The 17,676-nt window shown below is 72.9% G+C and carries 16 protein-coding genes; 5 read left to right on the forward strand and 11 right to left on the reverse strand.

Annotated features, from left to right (window positions below; genetic code table 11):
* Positions 1 to 6: 6 nt before the first annotated feature.
* The 6 genes from ABT070_RS29055 to ABT070_RS29080 form a co-directional block, all read right to left on the reverse strand.
* Positions 7 to 492: a DUF3180 domain-containing protein gene (locus ABT070_RS29055; RefSeq protein WP_351764828.1), complete on the reverse strand. Its 486-nt coding sequence runs from the start codon at positions 490 to 492 to the stop codon at positions 7 to 9.
* Positions 493 to 564: 72 nt separating this feature from the next.
* A complete protein-coding gene (gene folK / locus ABT070_RS29060) occupies positions 565 to 1,176 on the reverse strand; it encodes a 2-amino-4-hydroxy-6-hydroxymethyldihydropteridine diphosphokinase (protein ID WP_351764829.1) in 612 nt (203 codons plus the stop codon).
* On the reverse strand, positions 1,173 to 1,532 hold the full coding sequence (gene folB / locus ABT070_RS29065; protein ID WP_351764830.1) for a dihydroneopterin aldolase: 360 nt from the start codon (positions 1,530 to 1,532) through the stop codon (positions 1,173 to 1,175). Before folB ends, folK begins: the two co-directional genes overlap by 4 nt.
* Positions 1,533 to 1,812: 280 nt before the next feature.
* Positions 1,813 to 2,334, reverse strand: coding sequence for a nuclear transport factor 2 family protein (locus tag ABT070_RS29070; RefSeq protein ID WP_351764831.1), 522 nt, complete (start codon positions 2,332 to 2,334; stop codon positions 1,813 to 1,815).
* Positions 2,331 to 3,257, reverse strand: a complete 927-nt coding sequence (folP, locus tag ABT070_RS29075) for a dihydropteroate synthase (protein ID WP_351764832.1) — start codon at positions 3,255 to 3,257, stop codon at positions 2,331 to 2,333. The genes ABT070_RS29070 and folP overlap by 4 nt, the downstream gene beginning before the upstream one ends.
* Positions 3,258 to 3,397: 140 nt before the next feature.
* A complete protein-coding gene (locus tag ABT070_RS29080; RefSeq protein WP_351764833.1) occupies positions 3,398 to 5,209 on the reverse strand; it encodes a phosphatidylglycerol lysyltransferase domain-containing protein in 1,812 nt (603 codons plus the stop codon).
* Between the two features lie 236 nt (positions 5,210 to 5,445).
* Here ABT070_RS29080 and ABT070_RS29085 point away from each other — a divergent pair, with 236 nt between their 5' ends.
* Positions 5,446 to 6,573 carry an alpha/beta hydrolase gene (locus tag ABT070_RS29085; RefSeq protein ID WP_351764834.1) on the forward strand — a complete coding sequence of 376 codons (1,128 nt, stop codon included), beginning with the start codon at positions 5,446 to 5,448 and terminating at the stop codon, positions 6,571 to 6,573.
* Between the two features lie 453 nt (positions 6,574 to 7,026).
* Entirely contained in the window at positions 7,027 to 8,583 is a 1,557-nt protein-coding gene (locus tag ABT070_RS29090; protein ID WP_351764835.1) for a hypothetical protein, read from the forward strand.
* Positions 8,584 to 8,610: 27 nt separating this feature from the next.
* On the opposite strand, the gene ABT070_RS29095 is transcribed toward ABT070_RS29090, so the two are convergent.
* Positions 8,611 to 9,885 (reverse strand): PH domain-containing protein, encoded by a 1,275-nt coding sequence (locus ABT070_RS29095; protein WP_351764883.1) that lies wholly within the window; start codon positions 9,883 to 9,885, stop codon positions 8,611 to 8,613.
* A 239-nt stretch (positions 9,886 to 10,124) separates the two neighbouring features.
* Positions 10,125 to 10,628, reverse strand: a complete 504-nt coding sequence (locus tag ABT070_RS29100) for a PH domain-containing protein (RefSeq protein WP_351764836.1) — start codon at positions 10,626 to 10,628, stop codon at positions 10,125 to 10,127.
* A gap of 43 nt (positions 10,629 to 10,671) precedes the next feature.
* Between ABT070_RS29100 and ABT070_RS29105 the strand changes: the two genes are divergently transcribed.
* On the forward strand, positions 10,672 to 11,823 hold the full coding sequence (locus ABT070_RS29105) for an NADH-quinone oxidoreductase subunit D (protein ID WP_351764837.1): 1,152 nt from the start codon (positions 10,672 to 10,674) through the stop codon (positions 11,821 to 11,823).
* 31 nt (positions 11,824 to 11,854) lie between these two features.
* On the opposite strand, the gene ABT070_RS29110 is transcribed toward ABT070_RS29105, so the two are convergent.
* Complete coding sequence (locus tag ABT070_RS29110) at positions 11,855 to 12,952, reverse strand: SAM-dependent methyltransferase (RefSeq protein ID WP_351764838.1); 1,098 nt, start codon at positions 12,950 to 12,952, stop codon at positions 11,855 to 11,857.
* Between the two features lie 118 nt (positions 12,953 to 13,070).
* Between ABT070_RS29110 and ABT070_RS29115 the strand changes: the two genes are divergently transcribed.
* Together ABT070_RS29115 and ABT070_RS29120 are read left to right on the forward strand one after the other, a co-directional pair.
* On the forward strand, positions 13,071 to 14,273 hold the full coding sequence (locus ABT070_RS29115; RefSeq protein WP_351764839.1) for a sensor histidine kinase: 1,203 nt from the start codon (positions 13,071 to 13,073) through the stop codon (positions 14,271 to 14,273).
* A 98-nt stretch (positions 14,274 to 14,371) separates the two neighbouring features.
* Positions 14,372 to 15,043, forward strand: coding sequence for a response regulator (locus ABT070_RS29120; RefSeq protein WP_351764840.1), 672 nt, complete (start codon positions 14,372 to 14,374; stop codon positions 15,041 to 15,043).
* 93 nt (positions 15,044 to 15,136) lie between these two features.
* On the opposite strand, the gene ABT070_RS29125 is transcribed toward ABT070_RS29120, so the two are convergent.
* On the reverse strand, positions 15,137 to 16,243 hold the full coding sequence (locus ABT070_RS29125) for a DUF5937 family protein (protein ID WP_351764841.1): 1,107 nt from the start codon (positions 16,241 to 16,243) through the stop codon (positions 15,137 to 15,139).
* A gap of 204 nt (positions 16,244 to 16,447) precedes the next feature.
* Positions 16,448 to 17,626: a threonine aldolase family protein gene (locus tag ABT070_RS29130; RefSeq protein WP_351764842.1), complete on the reverse strand. Its 1,179-nt coding sequence runs from the start codon at positions 17,624 to 17,626 to the stop codon at positions 16,448 to 16,450.
* Positions 17,627 to 17,676 lie beyond the last annotated feature (50 nt).

Below are 17,676 nucleotides of genomic sequence, written 5' to 3' on the forward strand. Positions count from 1 at the left end.
GCGACGTCACGCCGGTGACGCCGCCCCCTTGTCGCGGTCCTCGTCCTCGGGCAGCTTGCAGACGCGCTCCAGGAAGATGGCGGCCGCTATGACCGCGATGCCCGCCAGGACGGAGAAACCGGCGTAGATGGCCTGGTCGCGGCGGGCGGGGATGTCGAGGGACTCCAGCAGGAAGACGCCCGTCCCGCCGTACATGCCGGAGACGAGGGCGGCCACCAGGGCGCTGGACTGGCCGAACACGACCGCACGGGCCGCCATCAGGGGGTCGACGCCCTTGGCCCCGGGGCGGCGCTCACGCTGGGCCTTGAGGCGCGCGCGCAGCGACAGCGCGGTGGCCATGAGCACCACGGCGATCAGGGCGAGGACGATGGGCGCGGCCAGCGGAACGCTGGGGAGGGTCCCGATCGAGTTCCACAGACGGGCTCCGGCCCAGGACAGGATCGCGGCCACGCCGAACACGCCGGCCAGCACCCTGATGCGCAGCTCTCTCACGGTGTCCCTTCAACTCCCCCGAGCCCGCGGGCATGGACATCCCGCGGGCAGTGGTCCTGTCGACCTTAACGACTACTCGGGCAGGTGGAGTTCCAGGTCCTTGCGTGCCGTGACGCCCTCGCGGGTCACGGTGTCGAGAAGGCCGGCGACCGGGCCGCGGCCGGGCAGCTGGGCCTCCGGCTCGACATCGTGCCAGGGGGCCAGGACGAAGGCGCGTTCGTGGGCGCGGGGGTGGGGGAGCGTGAGGTGCGGGTCGTCGTCGACGACGTCGGCGTACGCGACGATGTCGACGTCGAGGGTGCGCGCGCCCCAGCGTTCGTCGCGCACCCGGTGGAAGGCCTCCTCGACCGCGTGCGCCCGCTCCAGCAGCGAGGACGGCGGGAGGGTCGTCTTCAGCACGACCACCGCGTTGAAGTACGAGGGCTGGCTGCCGGGCTCGACGCCCCACGGCTCCGTCTCGTACACCGGGGAGACGGCCTTGATGCGTACGCCGGGGGTGTCCTCGAGGGCGTCGATGGCGCCCTGGAGGGTCTCCAGGCGGTTGCCGAGGTTGGAGCCGAGGGCGATCACGGCCCGTTGGGGGTTGTGCAGGGTGGTGTCGGCGGCGTCGACCTTCTCGACGACGGAGGCGGGTACCGGCTGTACGGTCGGGTCGCTCTGACCCTCGGTGAAGAACGCGGTCATACTCGGCTCCGGGTGATGGTGACGGTCACGTCGTCGAAGGGGACCGTGATCGGCGCGTCCGGTTTGTGGACGCAGACCTCGACCTCCTGGACCCCTTCGTGCTTCAGACAGGCCTGGGCGATGCGCTCGGTGAGCGTCTCGATGAGGTCGACGGGCTCGCCCTGGACGACGGCCACGACCTCCTCCGCCACGATGCCGTAGTGGACGGTCTTCGCCAGGTCGTCGTCGGCCGCGGCCGGTCGGGTGTCCAGGCCCAGGACGATGTCCACGATGAAGGTCTGGCCCTCCTCGCGTTCCTTGGGGAACACACCGTGGTACCCGCGGGCCTTGAGGCCGCGCAGCGCGACACGATCCACGCGAATCACTCCTGCAATTGTCGGTTTCGGCCGGTGCGCCCGGGTGCGGGCGGCATCCCGGCCTCGAACGAATCTACCCGCGAGCACTGACAGACCCGGGCTCCGGCCGCGGTGGCCCGGGCCGGAGTCGGGACTTTTCGCCGGGCGTTTCCCTTGGGGAACCCGGCTGCTCACGGGCTGGTAGCCGCCCCTACCCACGGGTTCGTGATTCCAACCACTTCTTGGTCCCTGTGGGTCGTCTCAGGGCCGCCTGCCCCCTTCCTGCGGTCCGCCTACCCGCTCAGGAGGGGTCTTCCTCACTCTCGGAGTCCTCGGGACCGTCGGCTTCCTCGTTCTCCGTCAGCACCGGGGAGGCGTGGTGCGACCACAGCTTCCATCCGTCGGACGTACGACGGAACACGTTCGTGGCGACCACCAGCTGGCCGACGAGCGGCCCGAGCTCCTCGCCGTCCTCCGGCGCGGGGCCGCCGCTCAGGATGTTCTCGGTGCAGTTCACCAGCGCGGTGTCGCCGGTGACGGAGACATGCACGTCGGTGAGGAAGAACTGGATGTAGTCGGTGTTCGCCATGATCAGCGCGTACGACCGCAGCACCTCGCCCCGGCCGGTGAGCACCGGCCAGCCGGGGTGCACGCAGGAGATCACGCCGACGTCCGCCGGGTCGTGGTACGTCTCGTCCACACCCAGGTCGGCCGGGGTGAGCCAGAGCGCGGACACCCCGTCGAAGTCACCGCGTTCGAGTGCCTCGTAGAAGGCGGTGTTGGCGGCCTCGACCTGCTCGACGTCGGTGTGGGGGGCGCTCACCGGGCTCCTTCTGCGCCGCTCGGGCCGTGTGCGCCGTCGTGGGCGCCCGGCGCGGTGCCTTCCTCGCGCGCCCCCTCCACGGCACGGGCGACCCGTACCGCGTCCGCCGTCGCGCGGACCTCGTGCACGCGGACCGCCCAGGCGCCGGCCTCCGCCGCGAGGGCGGAGACGGCGGCGGTGGCGGCGTCGCGCTCGCGCGCGGGCGGCGGCGCCCCCTCGGGGCCGGCCAGGACCCGGCCGAGGAACCGTTTGCGCGAGGCCGCGACGAGCAGCGGGTGACCGAGGGCGCGCAGCCGGTCGAGGTGGGCCAGCAGGGAGAGGTCGTGATCGGCCTCCTTGGAGAAGCCGAGACCCGGGTCGACGACGATGCGGTCGGGGGAGACGCCACCGGCCAGGACGGCGTCCACGCGCGCGTGGAGTTCGTCCATGACCTCGGTGACGACGTCGGTGTAGACGCCCCTGACGTTGCCGCCATCGAGGAAGCCGCGCCAGTGCATGACGACGAACGGGGCGCCCGTGTCCGCGACGACCGGGATCATCTCCGGGTCGGCGAGGCCGCCGCTGACGTCGTTGACGAGGGCGGCGCCGGCCGCGAGGGCCCGGGCGGCGACCGAGGCGCGCATCGTGTCGACGGAGACGACGACCCCCTCGGAGGCGAGGCCGCGGACCACGGGGACGACCCGGCGCAGCTCCTCGGCCTCGTCGACCCGGCTGGCGCCGGGGCGGGTGGACTCGCCGCCGACGTCCACGAGGTCCGCGCCCTCGGCGACGAGTTGGAGGCCGTGCTTGACGGCGGCCGTCGTGTCGAACCAGCGGCCGCCGTCGGAGAAGGAGTCGGGGGTCACGTTGACGACTCCCATGACCGCACAGCGGTCCCATTGCGGAAGACCGACGACGCGCCCGCGTCCGCTCTGCTTGCTCATGCGTTCAGCGTAGGCCCAGGAGAGGGCCGTGCCGCGGCGCGGCCCCGGTGGAAGCCCCGGGGCCGGGAGGCGGAGGGGCCGCCGGCCGGGCCGGTCTCGGGGCGCGGGCCCCGAGACCCGCCGGGCCGGCATCGCCGCGGCTACGCCGCCCGTACGTCTCGCTCCGCCACCGCGTGCGCACACACGCGTGCCGCCTTGGAACGGCGGCGCAGGAAGCGCGGCAGCGGGAGGGCGAGGTTGACGAAGCCCTCGGCCTGCATGGCGGCGAAGCCGATGCGGGGGAGGTCGCCGGAGGCCCGGTAGACGACGAAGCGGGGCTCCCAGCGCGGCTGGAACTTGGCGTTGAACTTGTACAGCGACTCGATCTGGAACCAGCGGGAGAGGAACACCAGCAGCCCGCGCCAGGCCCGCAGCACCGGGCCCGCGCCGATCTTCTCGCCGCGGGCCAGCGCCGAGCGGAACATGGCGAAGTTCAGCGACACGCGCGCGACGCCGAACTTCGGGGCGGCCTGGAGCGCGGCGACGATCAGGAGTTCGTTCATGCCCGGGTCGGCCGAGCGGTCGCGGCGCATCAGGTCGAGGGAGGCCCCGTCCGGGCCCCAGGGCACGAAGTGCAGGATCGCCTTCAGGTCGCCGTACTCGCCGGGGATCTCGTCGGCCTTGTGGGCGGTGGCGATGAGGCAGTCCCCGTCGGAGGGGTCGCCGACGCGTCCCAGGGCCATCGAGAAGCCGCGCTCGGTGTCGGTGCCGCGCCAGTCCTCCGAGGCCCGTCGGATGCGCTCCAGCTCGGCCTCACCGAGGTCACGTACGCGCCGTACCCGGGTCTCGTAACCGGCGCGTTCGATGCGCTTGACCATTTGGCGCACGTTGCGCATCGCGCGTCCGGCCAGGGAGAAATCCGCGACGTCCACCACCGCCTCGTCACCCAGCTCGAGCGCGTCGAGGCCGGTCTCGCGGGTCCAGACCTCGCCGCCCGTCTCCGAGCAGCCCATGACGGCGGGCGTCCAGGAGTGGGCCTTGGCCTCGTCCATGAAGCGTTCGATGGCGCCGGGCCAGGCCTCGACGTCGCCGATCGGGTCGCCGCTGGCGAGCATCACGCCGGAGACGACGCGATAGGTCACCGCCGCCTTGCCGCTGGGGGAGAAGACCACGGCCTTGTCGCGGCGCAGCGCGAAGTGGCCCAGGGAGTCGCGGCGGCCGTGCTTGTCCAGCAGGGCGCGCAGGCGCACCTCGTCCTCCTCCGTGAGGCGGGCGGCCGGGTGCTCCGGGCGGAAGGCGAGGTAGATCGTGGTGACCGCGGTGATCCAGCCGAGGGCGCCGAGGGAGAAGGCGACGGTCCAGGAGGTGTTGCCCGCGTAGTCGACCGGGCCCTCGAAGCCGAAGAGGCCGTACAGGACGTGCGTAATGCGATCGGCCAGGCTCGGGTCGCCGATCAGGCGGTTGGGGTGGACGCTGACGATGACCAGCCCCAGACCGAGGGAACCGGCGCCCATGAGGACGAAGTTCGCGAGCGCGCGCCAGCGGCTGCGCGGATCGGGCAGCGCCGCGAACTGGTCGCGGTGCAGCAGCAGCGGCACGAGCAGCGCGACCGAGATGAGCGCGCCCACGACCGAGTGCCGGTACACGAACTGGGCCACCGCGCCCGCGGGGAGCAGTACCACCGCCGCGCGCCACGCGCGCCGCTTGCCCCGCCTGAGGCCGTGGGCGAGCAGCAGCAGCAGGACGCCGGCGCTGAGGGACAGCGCGGCAGCGAACGGCCCGAACGAGCCGGGCAGCACCTCGGCGAAGGTGTGCATACGGCTGTGCCTGAACCGCGGGAAGACGCCGCCGGCCACGTCCAGCAGGCCCACCAGGGCACAGGCTCTGGCGACGAGGGCGGGAACGGACTCGGGGCGCGGACCTCGCAGTATCTGCCGCACCCGGCTTGATCGGTGCGGAACCCCGCCCGACATTTCCCCATCTTGAGTGACAGACATCGCATCCCGTAGTTCCGCGAGAGACCTTGGACCCGGGCCCGATTCGGGCATCCGGCGACATTGCGCCCTCTAGGACGGTGTCTTGAGGAGAGAGGTTCACTCGTCTCCTCAAAGCCACTGAAAAGGCCAAGGAAAGTTCGGGACAAGCCCTCGCGAAGGAGTCGGGGGGAGCGGGCGCGATCCCGGACGGAGAGCAGGCAGGAAACCACCGCATGGGGCTCACTAGCGACAAAATGCTGCTGCTGTCAGTGCTGTTCGCCTTACTGCTGTTCGTCGGCACGGTGTGGCTGTGGCCGCGCCTGGCCCGAACGGGCTGGCGGGCCGTCAGCGGGCGGGTCGGGCTGCTGCTCGCCACCCAGTTGGCGCTGTTCGTGTCGGTGGGGCTGACCGCCAACCAGGCGTTCGGCTTCTACGCCAGCTGGGCGGACCTGTTCGGCCGGGAGACCGACCAGGGCGTGGTCGTCGACCACGGGGCCGGTGGCGCTCCGGCGGGGCCGCTCCGGGTGCTCGACACCCGGCGCGTGGACGGCGGCGGCAGCGGACGTCCGCAGTACGCCGGACAGATCCAGAAGATCGCCCTCAACGGACGTACGACACACATAGCCACGCCGGCGTACGTGTATCTGCCGCCGGAGTACTTCGACCCGCAGTACCGCACGCGTACGTTCCCCGCGGCGGTCGTCCTCACGGGCTACCCCGGAACGGCGGAGGCGCTCGTGGACAAACTGCACTACCCGCGCACCGCGCGGCAGCTCGCCAAGGACGGGCGCATGCAGCCGATGATCCTGGTGATGATGCGGCCGACCGTGGCGCCGCCGCGCGACACCGAGTGCGTGGACATCCCGGGGGGCCCGCAGACCGAGTCGTTCTTCGCCAAGGATCTGCCGGACGCCGTGACGGCCCACTACCGGGTGGGCAGGAAGCCCGGCAGCTGGGGCGTCATCGGGGATTCCACGGGCGGCTACTGCGCGCTGAAGCTGGCGATGCACCACCCGGAGGTCTACGCGGCGGGCGCGGGCCTGTCGGCGTACTACAAGGCGCCGTCGGATCCGACCACCGGGGACCTCTTCCACGGGAACGCGACCCTGCGCAACGAGGCGGATCTGCACTGGTTTCTGAAGAATCGTTCCGCTCCCGACACCTCGCTGCTCGTCACCAGCAGCAAGGTCGGGGAATCCAACTTCAAGGCCACGCAGAAGTTCATAGCGCTGGCGAAGGCCACGGACACGACCAGGATCTCGTCGATCATCCTGGAAAGCGGCGGGCACAACTTCAACACCTGGCGGCGGGAGATCCCGCCGACGCTCGAGTGGATGAGCGGGCGGTTGAGCGACCGGTGAGCGGCGCCCGACGGCGGGGGCCGGGCGGCAGGCGTCGGATCGCAGGGGTGGAGGCGGAGGCAGGGGCGGAGGCGGGGGCGGGGCCAGGGCGGGGTGGTGGGCGTCGACGGGGCCGAGGGGTGTCGTGGGCGGGGTCAGGGGGGCGTCGTGGGCCGGGATGCGCGGAGGTCCGAGCGGGGTTCAGGAGGGCCGGTCCGGGCGCCCCGACGGGAAATGATCTTGTTTCTTGTCGAATTCCGTGACCGCGTTGTTTCCTGATGCCGTGTGAAGACTTCGGTATGGCCGTGTTTTTGCGGGGCGGGGCGCCAACATTCGCCTACGCGCGGTAAGTTTCTGGCCATGCCACGTGGACGTCACCGCCATTCCCCGCCTTTGCACAGGCTGCTGCCTCCCTCGGCAATCGCAGGCGTCTCCCTCGTCTGCGCCCTCGGCCCCTGGGTGTTCACGGAGCCGATGGCGCTCCGCGGTCTGGCCGCGGCCGCCGCGGCGACGGCGATCCTCGGCGCGTACGTGATGCGCCGCTGGGACATGCAGGCCGGCAAACAGGTCGCCGACCTGGAACGCGCGCGTGTCAGTGACGAGTGGCGCTACGAGGAACGGGTCGCCGAGCTGGAGAGCGACCTCGACGAATCACGTGAGCTGCGCGTCAAGCTGGAACAGCGCCTGCGTTCCAAGCGCACCGAACTGGCGGGCCTGCGCAACGAGCACGCCGCGCTGCTGCGCCGCTACGCCACGGCCGAGACCGAGCGGGCCAGCGCCCTGGAGGGCCGCCGGCTGCTCGAGATAGAGGCGGCTCCCATGCCCGCGCTGCCCGCCGCGCGCACGGCGCAGGACGGGGAGCCGACCGGCGCGGTCGTCGCGCGGGACGTCGAGAACGCCGAGGACGTCGAGGACGCCGAGGACATGGACGCCGTCGAGGCGGCGGCCGAAGTCGCGGAGACGGCCGAGGAGGCCGCCTCCGACGACTCGGCCGAGTCCGACGACGCCGCTGAGTCGGTCGCGGAGGCCGAGGAGGCCAAGGAGGCCAAGGAGGCCGAGGAGTCAGAGGAGGAGCCGGAGGCTTCGGCGGTCTTCTCTCCCGAGGGTTCCAAGCTGTTCCTGCGGGCCGAGGCGGCCCTGGCCCGGTTCGACTCCGATGGCGTCAAGGCCTCGAAGATCGAGGACCACGCCGAGGAGGAGACCTCGCGGGCGACTTCCGCGGACGTCGGCGCCACAGCCGCCGGCGGCGACACGGAGGCCGCGCAGGAGGACGAAGCGCAGGGGAAGCCCGAGGCGGTCGACGAGCACACGCGCGCGGCCGCCCCCCACACGACTGCCGAGGCCGACACGGTCTCGGAGAACGAGAGCCCGGAGAACGAGAGCCCGGAGGATCGGAGCTCGAAGGGCCGGAGTCCGAGGCGTCGGAGTCCGAAGAGCCAGGTCCTGGACGACCGAACCCCCGCGGACGCGGACGCCACGGACGCCACGGACGCCACGGACGCCACGGAGGGGAACGCTCCGGAACCGGCGGCCACGGAAGCCGCCGCGGTCGGCGAGCACGTGAACGACACGGAGACCGTACGGCCCACGCCGCCGGTGTACGCCGCTCCCGCGGCAGCCCCCACCGCAGCCCCCGTCGCAGCCCCTGCTCCGGTGGCCGCCGCGGCCGGTGCGCTCGTCCCCCGCCCCGCCGGCGCCGTGCAGCGCCGTCCCTCCGGCCACTTCGCCGTGCCGACCGCCGTGGCCGTCGTACCGGCCGCGCAGCCCGTACGGCGTCCCACGGCCGAGGGGGGCTTCGACTTCTTCGGGACGAAGGGCGCGTCGGCGCCCCTCGCCCTGGAGGCGGTGCAGAACGAGGACCTGGCCGATGTCGTCGGCCAGGAGGCCCTCGCCCTGCACAAGGCCGAGTCCGAGGCGGAGTTCAAGCCGCTGGACGAGAGGGCGCGCGGTGTCGGTCAGGTGATCGACCTGACCGCCCACGACGAGACGGAGCACATCGACCTCCAGGGACTGCGCAGCGCCGTCTCCTGACGCCGTCACCCGGGGTGTCCTGCGCCCCTACGCCATCCACCGGTCGGGCCGGGCGTCCAGGCGCCCGGTCCGTGACCGTTCGGCCTGCCCGCGGAGCAGCTCCGCGGCCTCCTGTGCGTCCCGCAGCCGGGCTGTGACGGTCTTGTCGGCCCCCGTGTCCACATGGACGTCGGCGAGCCGCCAGAGGCGCTGCCAGGGCCCTTGCGTCAGCCGGACGCTCTGCACCTTGGCGTGCGGGACGAGCGCGAGACTGCGGCGCAGCAGGCCGTGCCGGGTGGCGAACACCGCGTCCGTGACGGCGATCCCGTAGCCCCGCCACCACAGCGGCACACACCGCCCGGCCCGCCGGGGCGGCCGCGACAGCGAGCTCTCGTCCGGGACGCTCACCCCGGGCAGCACGCGCGCGACGACCGCCTCCGCGGCCTCGCGCGGGGCCACCGGCACCAGTACGGAGTTGGCCGAGCCGGCCACGTCGAGCTCGACCCGGACCCATCCGCGCCGCCGCCACAGCAGCGGCTGGACGATCCGCACGGTCTGCACCCGGCCGGGCGGCACCGTCTCGTGCGTACGGTCCAGCAGCCCGTGGTCGATCCGCAGCCCGTCCGGCGACTCGCCGACCGTCCAGTCGTACTCGGCGACGAACCGTCCCACGCTGCTCGCGCCCGCCGCGCCGAGCAGCGGCACACCGGTCGCGAGGACCGTCCACACGCTGTGGGTGGCCAGCCACAGCACCGGCGGCACGACGAGCGCGGCGACCAGCGTGCCCCAGGTCGCGCCCGTCAGGACCAGCGCGATCGCGAGCTCGCGCGCCGGAACCCGCAACAGCCGGCGCGCGGGCGCCTCGCCCACCTCGTGCGCCGTCTCCGGCGCGAAACCCGCCGCCCGCGCGAGCAGCTCCGCGCGCAGCACCCGGGCCTCCTCCTCGCCCAGGAAGGCCAGTTCGTCCTTCTTCTCGGCGCCGACCACGTCGAGCCTGAGCTTCGCCACGCCCGCGATCCGCGCCAGCAGCGGCTGACCGACGTCGATCGCCTGGATGCGTTCCAGCCGGATGTGCGCGGCGCGCCGGAACAGCAGCCCGGTCCGGATGCGCAGTTCGCTGTCGGTCACCGAGAAGTGGGTGAACCACCAGGTCAGAAAGCCGTAGAGGGAGGCCGCGGGGACGAGGACGGCGAGCGCGATCAGCAGGGTCGTGGTGGTCAGCCGGGTCAGCTGCTCCTGCGCCTGGTTGGGGTCGTGCACGGCCCACCCGACGAGGACCGCGATCGGCGCCCACGCCCGCCGGAACGGTGTGACGGGGTGCAGTCGGCGCTCGGTGACGGGCCGTTCGGGGCGGGCCCCGGCCGGGTCCGGTGACGCCGTGCCGTCCGCAGCGTCGGTGGTGGTCGCAGTGTCAGGAGCGTCAGGAGGGTCCGCAGTGGCCGCAGCGTCCGTAGTGGTCGCGGTGGTCGCGGTGACCGGAGTGTCGTCCGGGGCGTCCGGGGCGTCTGCTGCGGGGGGTCCGTCGGGTGCGTCGGGTACGCCGTCCTCGATGCCCGGGGTCGTCACAGCCCCGCCGATCGGGCCTCGCCGAGTCGGGTGAGCCGGTCGCGCAGCCGTTCCGCCTCGGCCGGGTCCAGGCCCGGGATCGTCGCGTCGGTGGCGGCGGCCGCGGTGTGCAGCTGGACGCTGGCCAGCCCGAAGTGCCGTTCGACGGGTCCCGAGGTGACCTCGACGAGCTGCATGCGCCCGTACGGCACGACGGTCTCCTCGCGCCACAGCACGCCCCGGCTGATCAGCAGGTCGTCGGCCCGCTCGGCGTACCGCCAGGAGCGCCAGTTGCGGCCGAGCAGCACCCAGCCCCATCCGATGCCGGCCAGGGGCAGCAGCGCGAACGCGGCCCACGCGGGGCCGACGAGCAGCCCGAGCAGCAGGCCGACGCCGACGGCCGTCAACCCCAGCCACACCACCAGCAGCAGTCGCCGCATCCGCAGCAGTCCCGGCGGCAGTCCGATCCACACCGGTCCGGCCGCCGTCGTCCCCACGCCACCCGGGCTCCCCGTTTCCATACCGTCAGCGTACGTAGGGGAACCCGTAGGGGAGACTGTGCCCATGACTCCTACGACGGAGACCACGGTCGGGATCGGCGGTGCCGCGGAGAGCACCGACATGGTGCTCAACATCGGCCCCCAGCATCCCTCCACGCACGGTGTGCTGCGGCTGCGGCTCGTCCTGGACGGTGAGCGCATCCGGCAGGCGGAGCCGGTGATCGGCTATATGCACCGCGGCGCGGAGAAGCTGTTCGAGGCACGCGACTACCGCCAGATCATCATGCTGGCCAACCGCCACGACTGGCTGTCGGCGTTCTCGAACGAGCTGGGCGTGGTCCTCGCGGTGGAGCGGATGCTCGGTATGGAGGTCCCTCCGCGCGCGGTGTGGACCCGCACCCTGCTCGCCGAGCTGAACCGGGTGCTGAACCACCTGATGTTCCTGGGGTCCTACCCCCTGGAACTGGGCGGCATCACCCCGGTCTTCTATGCCTTCCGTGAGCGCGAAGTGCTCCAGAACGTGATGGAGGAGGTCTCCGGCGGGCGCATGCACTACATGTTCAACCGCGTCGGCGGCCTCAAGGAGGACCTGCCGGCCGGATGGGCCGCACGCGCGCGTGGAGCCGTCACCGCCGTGCGCTCACGCATGGACGTCTTCGACGACCTGGTGCTCGGCAACGAGATCTTCCGGGGCCGCACGCGGGACGTGGGAACGCTCGCGCCGGAGCACGTGCACGCGTACGGCGTGAGCGGGCCCATCGCGCGCGCGTCGGGTGTCGACCTCGACCTGCGCCGGGACGAGCCCTATCTCGCGTACGGGGAGCTGCGGGACACCCTCCGGGTGGTGACCCGGACCGAGGGCGACTGCCTCGCGCGTTTCGAGTGCCTCCTGGAGCAGACGCACAACGCGCTCGACCTCGCGGACGCCTGCCTGGACCGTCTCGCGGAGCTGCCGCCCGGTCCGATCAACCAGCGGCTCCCGAAGGTCCTCAAGGCGCCCGAGGGGCACACGTACGCGTGGACCGAGAACCCCCTCGGCATCAACGGCTACTACCTCGTCAGCAAGGGCGAGAAGACGCCGTACCGGCTGAAGCTGCGCTCGGCCTCGTTCAACAACATCCAGGCGCTCACCGAACTGCTGCCGGGCACGCTCGTCTCGGACATGGTGGCGATCCTGGGGTCGATGTTCTTCGTGGTGGGGGACATCGACAAGTAGGGCGGCCGACGGACGGGCAGGCCGCGGGCGGTCAGCCGGTTTCGCGTTCCGGGTCGAGCGGGTGGGAGATCCCGACCGGCTGGAGCAGCCATCCGAAATCGCCCAGTCCGCCCGGCGCGATGAGCTCGGCGGCCTCTCCGGCGCTCGCGAGGGCGCGCACGTACGCGGCGGGATGCGTGGACGCCATTGCCAGCGGGGGGCGTGCGCCGGTGATGCCCAGGGCGCGCAGCGCGGCGCGTTGGGTGAGCAGGCGCGCGTCGGTGAGTGCCCGCGCCGCGCCCTTCCCCGCCGTCGCCGCCGCCGTCGCTCCCGACCTCGCTGCTGCCGTCGATCCCGCCTGGGCGCACGCGTCCAGCGCGACGTGGGCCGTGATGTCGCAGGAGCCGTCCGGCACGGGTGCCGTCTCGCGCCCGTCCCGGAAGCCGGTGAGCGTTCCGAACGGGGGGCGCGCGTCCGCCGTGTGCGCGTAGTCCACCGCCACCACGAGCCCGCCCCGGACGCAGGACACTGCGGACGCCCACGCCGTGTCCCGGGGCAGCCCGATCTCCGCCCGCAGGCCTTCCTCGGTCGCTGTCGGCCACCAGCGCGCGAGCCACTCCGCCTCCGGGCCGGACACCCGCTCCCCGAGCCGCTCGGCCCCGGTGTCCCGGACGAGCACCAGTCGAGCCACGCCCGCGGAGTCGACCTCCGCGACCTCCACGGGCACGTTGTCCAGCCACTCGTTGGCGAACAGCAGCCCCGTGACCTGCCGTGGGGGCTCGGGCAGCCACTCGATCCCGTCAGCGAGGCCCACCGGCCGGTCGGCGATCTCGACGGCGCACGCGCGCGTGCGAGCCGCCACGTCGGCGGGGAGCGCGGCCAGCACCGCGGTGACCAGTTCGCCCCGCCCGGCGGCCATGTCGACGAAGTCGAGCGACGCGGGCCGGCCGAGCGCCTCGTCGACCCGGCACAGCAGCCGGGCCACGGCCTCGGCGAACAGCGGCGACGCGTGCACGGACGTACGGAAGTGCCCGGCCGGGCCCTCGGAGCGCCGGTAGAAGCCGCCCGTTCCGTCCGAGCCGTACAGTGCCGCCTGCGTCGCCGCCCGCCAGCCGCGCCACCCGCCCGAGTCGGTCACCTTGTCCACCACCCGGTCAGACTAGGCGTACAGGTGATCACGGCATCCACCTTGCGGAGTACACGCGCCCGGACCGGATCGGCCCTCCGGTTGACCCCTGCACGCATCGGGCTTCCCTACGCTGGGTCACGTGCAGCGCCTCTATGACTTCCTCCGCAGACACCCGACAGGTGTGGACGCCTTCTGGGCCCTCGTCCTGTTCGGGATCTCCGCGGCTGCCGGAACCGCCGGTCAGGACCGCGGCGGCACCGACTCCATGGCGCTACTGGTGCCCGTCGTGTTCCTGTTGTGCCTGGTCATCGCGTTGCGTCGCCGCATGCCCGAGCAGATGCTCGTGCTCGCCGCCGCGCTCGGACTGGCTCAGCTGGTGCTGGACGTCGGGGTCACGGCAGCCGACTTCGCCCTGCTGGTGATCGTCTACACCGTCGCCGCGACCGGCGCCCGCTGGGCCTCCCGGCTCGCCCTGGTCATGGCGCTGAGCGCGGCGACCCTGGCGCAGCTGCGCTGGCCGCACGAGAACGCGAGCGTGCCGGGCCAGGTCGCGGTCATCGTCTTCCAGACGGTGCCGTTCGCCCTCGCCTGGGTGCTGGGCGACTCCATTCGCACCCGTCGCGCGTACTTCGCGCAGCTGGAGGAGCGCGCGGCCCGCCTGGAGAAGGAGCGCGAGGCGCAGGCGAAGGTCGCGGTCGCCGCGGAGCGCGCCCGTATCGCGCGGGAGCTGCACGACGTCGTCGCGCACAACGTGTCGGTGATGGTGGTGCAGGCCGACGGCGCCGCCTATGTCCTGGATGCCGCGCCCGACCAGGCGAAGAAGGCCCTGGAGACGATCTCCTCCACGGGCCGCCAGGCACTCGCCGAGATGCGCCGCCTGCTGGGCGTGCTGCGCACCGGCGAGCACCAGGAGGGCGGCGAGTACGTGCCGCAGCCGGACGTCGAGCAGATCGAGGACCTCGTCGAGCAGTGCCGCGGCTCGGGCCTGCCCGTGGACTTCAAGGTCGAGGGCACGCCGCGGCCGTTGCCGAGCGGCGTCGAGCTGACGGCGTACCGCATCGTGCAGGAGGCGCTGACGAACACGCGCAAGCACGGGGGGCCCAACACGGGCGCGAGCGTGCGCCTGGTCTACTTCGACGACGGCCTCGGGCTGCTCGTCGAGGACGACGGCAAGGGCGCCCCGCACGAGCTGTACGAGGAGGGCGGCGCCGACGGCGCGGGTCACGGCCTGATCGGCATGCGCGAGCGGGTCGGCATGGTGGGCGGCACCCTGGACGCCGGCCCGCGGCCCGGCGGAGGATTCCGCATCAGCGCCCTGCTCCCGCTCAAACCCGCGCATTGACGCCGACGCACGCCCCTGGTGACACCTGTCACGCCCCCTCGGCGCCACCCGCACCAGCTGACGAAACGCAAGAAGCAGAAGAAACGGAAGAGGACTCGATGACGATCCGCGTGATGCTCGTCGACGACCAGGTGCTGCTGCGCACCGGGTTCCGGATGGTGCTCGCCGCCCAGCCGGACATGGAGGTCGTGGCGGAGGCGGGCGACGGCGTCGAGGCCCTCCAGGTGGTGCGTTCCACGGCGGTCGACGTCGTGCTCATGGACGTCCGCATGCCGAAGCTGGACGGCGTGGAGGCCACCCGGCGCATCTGCGCCGAGCCCGAACCGCCGAAGGTGCTGATCCTGACCACCTTCGACCTGGACGAGTACGCGTTCTCCGGGCTGAAGGCGGGCGCCTCCGGCTTCATGCTGAAGGACGTGCCGCCGGGCGAGCTCCTCGCCGCCATCCGTTCCGTGCACAGCGGTGACGCGGTGGTCGCCCCGTCCACCACCCGCCGTCTCCTCGACCGGTTCGCGCCGATGCTGCCCACCACCGGCAGGGAGCCCCGCCACAAGGAGCTGGAGCGGCTCACGGAGCGCGAGCGCGAGGTCATGGTGCTGGTCGCGCAGGGGCTGTCCAACGGGGAGATCGCGGCCCGGCTGGTGCTGTCCGAGGCGACCGTGAAGACCCACGTGGGCCGCATCCTGACCAAGCTGGGGCTGCGCGACCGGGTCCAGGTGGTGGTCCTCGCGTACGAGACGGGGATCGTCCGGGCCGGCGGCCACGGCTGACCCGCACGCGGTCACGGCTGACCCGCACGCGGTCACGCGGCTCCGGCGGGGCGCATCTCGTTCGGGCACGGCAGCGGGGCGGACGGCCGCGGGCTAGCGGAGCATCCCTTCCAGGAAGTCGCTGCCCAGCCGGGCCACCACCGTCACGTCGAGCTGGTGCAGCACATAGCGGCCGCGCCGGCGGGTGGTGAGCAGGCCCGCCTTCTTGAGGACGGCGAGGTGCCGGGATATCTCGGGGGCCGTCATGCCGTGCACCTGGGCCAGCTCGGTCGTGGTGTAGGCGCTGCGGGCCAGCAGGCGGCAGATCCGCATCCGGACGGGGTGGGACAGCGCCGTCATCCGCAGTGTCAGCTGCTCCACCGAGGGCGGCGAGGCCAGTTCCGGCGAGCCCACCGGATAGTGCAGCACCGGCTGCCAGCCGTACCGGTGCAGCACCATCAGGTGGGGCCAGCCGAGACTCGTCGGCACCAGCAGCAGGCCGCCGTCCCCGGTGGCGCTGCGGCCCTGGATCAGCTTGTCCACGGTGATCCGCGCGGCCTCCGCGTCGAGCGTCACCGCCGAGGACACCGCGGCGAGGGCTTCCGCCAGGCCCTTGCGGCGCAGGAGATCCGTCTTGTAGCGGGCGTCCGTGGCGAGCGGGAGGCGCACCCGGGCCCAGACATCGGCGAAGAACGCCTCGTCGCAGTCCTCCAGGAACTGCCTGAGCCAGGCACGTACGCGGGGCGGGTCGTCGAGCAGCCGCTGAGTGAACCGCACCTGCCGAGGCCCGCGCGTGGCGGCCAGCTCGAAGGCGCGCCGCCGCAGCGCCGGGTCGGCGAGCACGCTCGGGCTCAGCACGTCGTACCCGGGCGCGCAGGTGAACTCCAGGGCGGAGTCCACGAACTGCTCGTCCGTCAGCTTGTCCAGGAGATCGAGCTCCTCGGCGAGCGAGGCCCCGGGGAGCGTGCTTCTGCCCGGGATGCCCGCGTACGGCAGGAAGATGTCCGAGAACGTCGTCCGCCACAGGAAGTCGGCCTCGCACATCTGGTCCGCCAGATGCGAGTCGAGCCCCGCGGTCACACCGGTGACCCAGCCCTGAAGGCCGGGATGGTGCCCCGGCTCGGACAGCGCGTGCAGCGCCATGCCGAGCTCGGCCAGCGGTGAGGGCACGACCGCGACCCTCTCCGGCCGCAGCCCCGCGATGTCGATGCTCAGGCTCATGACCTCATGGTGCACCCCGCCACCGACAACGCGATCCTCGATTGACGGCCGCCGTCAATCGACGCGACGCCGGGCGCGGGCCGGACGCAGCCTGAAGAGGCCGTCCCACGCTGCGGCCCAGAGGCCCTCCCACGCTGCGGGCCAGAGGCCGTCCCACGCGCGGGCCGCCGCGGCAGGCCCTGCCCCGGCGGCTGCGCCCGCGGCCTAGCTGCCGACCACCTCGGCCACCCGGCCCACGAAGTCCACGACCGCCGCCCGCACGTCGTCCGCCGTCCACGTCAGTCCGGCGGCGCTGACGGTGACCTCGGTGTACGACAGTCCCGGCCCGCCGCGGCTCCAGGCGCCGGCGAAGAGCATCGCCCTCGTCTGCTCGGCCTGGAGCGCCGCCGCCTCGGCGAGCACCTCGCCCTCGTACGGCAGCCAGACCTGGAACTCGTGGGTGTGCGGCACCTCGGGGTGCACGCGCGCCCACGGCACGCCCGCTCCGGCGAAGCCCTCGCGCAGCGCGGCGGCCACCACGCGCGCGTGGGCCACGTACTCCGGCAGCCGGGGCAGTTCCCGCTCCAGGCCGACGAGCGCCGCCAGGGCGGTGGGGAACTGCTGGAAGACCATCCCGCCGTAGCGGTGCCGCCATGTCTTCGCCTCCTCCACCAGCGTCTTCGGGCCGGCGAGCGCGGCGCCGCCGAAGCCGTCGAGGGACTTGTAGAACGACACGTAGATGCTGTCGGCCAGGTCCGCTATCTCCCGCAGGGGGCGGCCGAAGTGGTGCGTCGTCTCCCACAGGCGCGCGCCGTCGAAGTGCACCACCGCGTCGCGCTCGCGGGCCGCCGCCACGACCTCGGTCAGCTCCTCCCAGGAGGGCAGCACATAACCGGCGTCCCTGAGGGGCAGTTCCAGCATCAGGGCCCCGAAGGGCTCCTCGAAGGCGCGCACCTCCTCGGCCGTGGGCAGCCGCGGCTCGCGCGTCAGCCGGACCGTACGCAGTTCGCTGACGGCGGTGAACGCGCCCCGCTCCCATACCTCGGGATGACTCAGCGCGTGCAGCGCGACCGTGGGGTTGCCGGTGCGTCCCGCCCAGCAGCGCAGGGCGACCTGCTGGGCCATCGTGCCGGTCGGGAAGAACGCGGCGGCCTCCGCGCCCAGCAGCCCGGCGACCCGTTCCTCCAGCGCCGCCACGACCCCGTCGCCGTAGAGGTCCGCGGGCTCGTCCAGGTCGTGGACCTGCGGCGCGGCCTCGTGCAGCAGCGCGAGCCGGTCCCGCAGCGTGCCCCGGGCGCCGTCGCGCGACAGGACGCGTTCCGCCGTCCGGTAGGCGGCCGCCCGCCGCTCCCGCAGGCGCTGCTGCGCCGACTTCGCCTCGCCGTGTTCCGCCGTGTTCGTCATGCCCCGGATGATGCCGTGCGGCGGCTCGCGGGGTCACGGGCGTTTCCGGC

The organism is Streptomyces sp. NPDC002884, assembly GCF_040295245.1.
Classification (GTDB): Bacteria; Actinomycetota; Actinomycetes; order Streptomycetales; family Streptomycetaceae; genus Streptomyces.

What these genes read in the sequence shown, in the direction of transcription:
- ABT070_RS29105 (WP_351764837.1), top strand. Translation starts at nt 10,672, where the DNA reads ATGACTCCTACGACGGAGACCACGGTCGGGATCGGCGGTGCCGCGGAG.
- ABT070_RS29130 (WP_351764842.1), bottom strand. Translation starts at nt 17,626, where the DNA reads ATGACGAACACGGCGGAACACGGCGAGGCGAAGTCGGCGCAGCAGCGC.
- ABT070_RS29120 (WP_351764840.1), top strand. Translation starts at nt 14,372, where the DNA reads ATGACGATCCGCGTGATGCTCGTCGACGACCAGGTGCTGCTGCGCACC.
- ABT070_RS29085 (WP_351764834.1), top strand. Translation starts at nt 5,446, where the DNA reads ATGGGGCTCACTAGCGACAAAATGCTGCTGCTGTCAGTGCTGTTCGCC.
- folK (WP_351764829.1), bottom strand. Translation starts at nt 1,176, where the DNA reads ATGACCGCGTTCTTCACCGAGGGTCAGAGCGACCCGACCGTACAGCCG.
- ABT070_RS29080 (WP_351764833.1), bottom strand. Translation starts at nt 5,209, where the DNA reads ATGTCGGGCGGGGTTCCGCACCGATCAAGCCGGGTGCGGCAGATACTG.
- folP (WP_351764832.1), bottom strand. Translation starts at nt 3,257, where the DNA reads ATGAGCAAGCAGAGCGGACGCGGGCGCGTCGTCGGTCTTCCGCAATGG.
- ABT070_RS29090 (WP_351764835.1), top strand. Translation starts at nt 7,027, where the DNA reads ATGGCGCTCCGCGGTCTGGCCGCGGCCGCCGCGGCGACGGCGATCCTC.
- ABT070_RS29100 (WP_351764836.1), bottom strand. Translation starts at nt 10,628, where the DNA reads ATGGAAACGGGGAGCCCGGGTGGCGTGGGGACGACGGCGGCCGGACCG.
- ABT070_RS29125 (WP_351764841.1), bottom strand. Translation starts at nt 16,243, where the DNA reads ATGAGCCTGAGCATCGACATCGCGGGGCTGCGGCCGGAGAGGGTCGCG.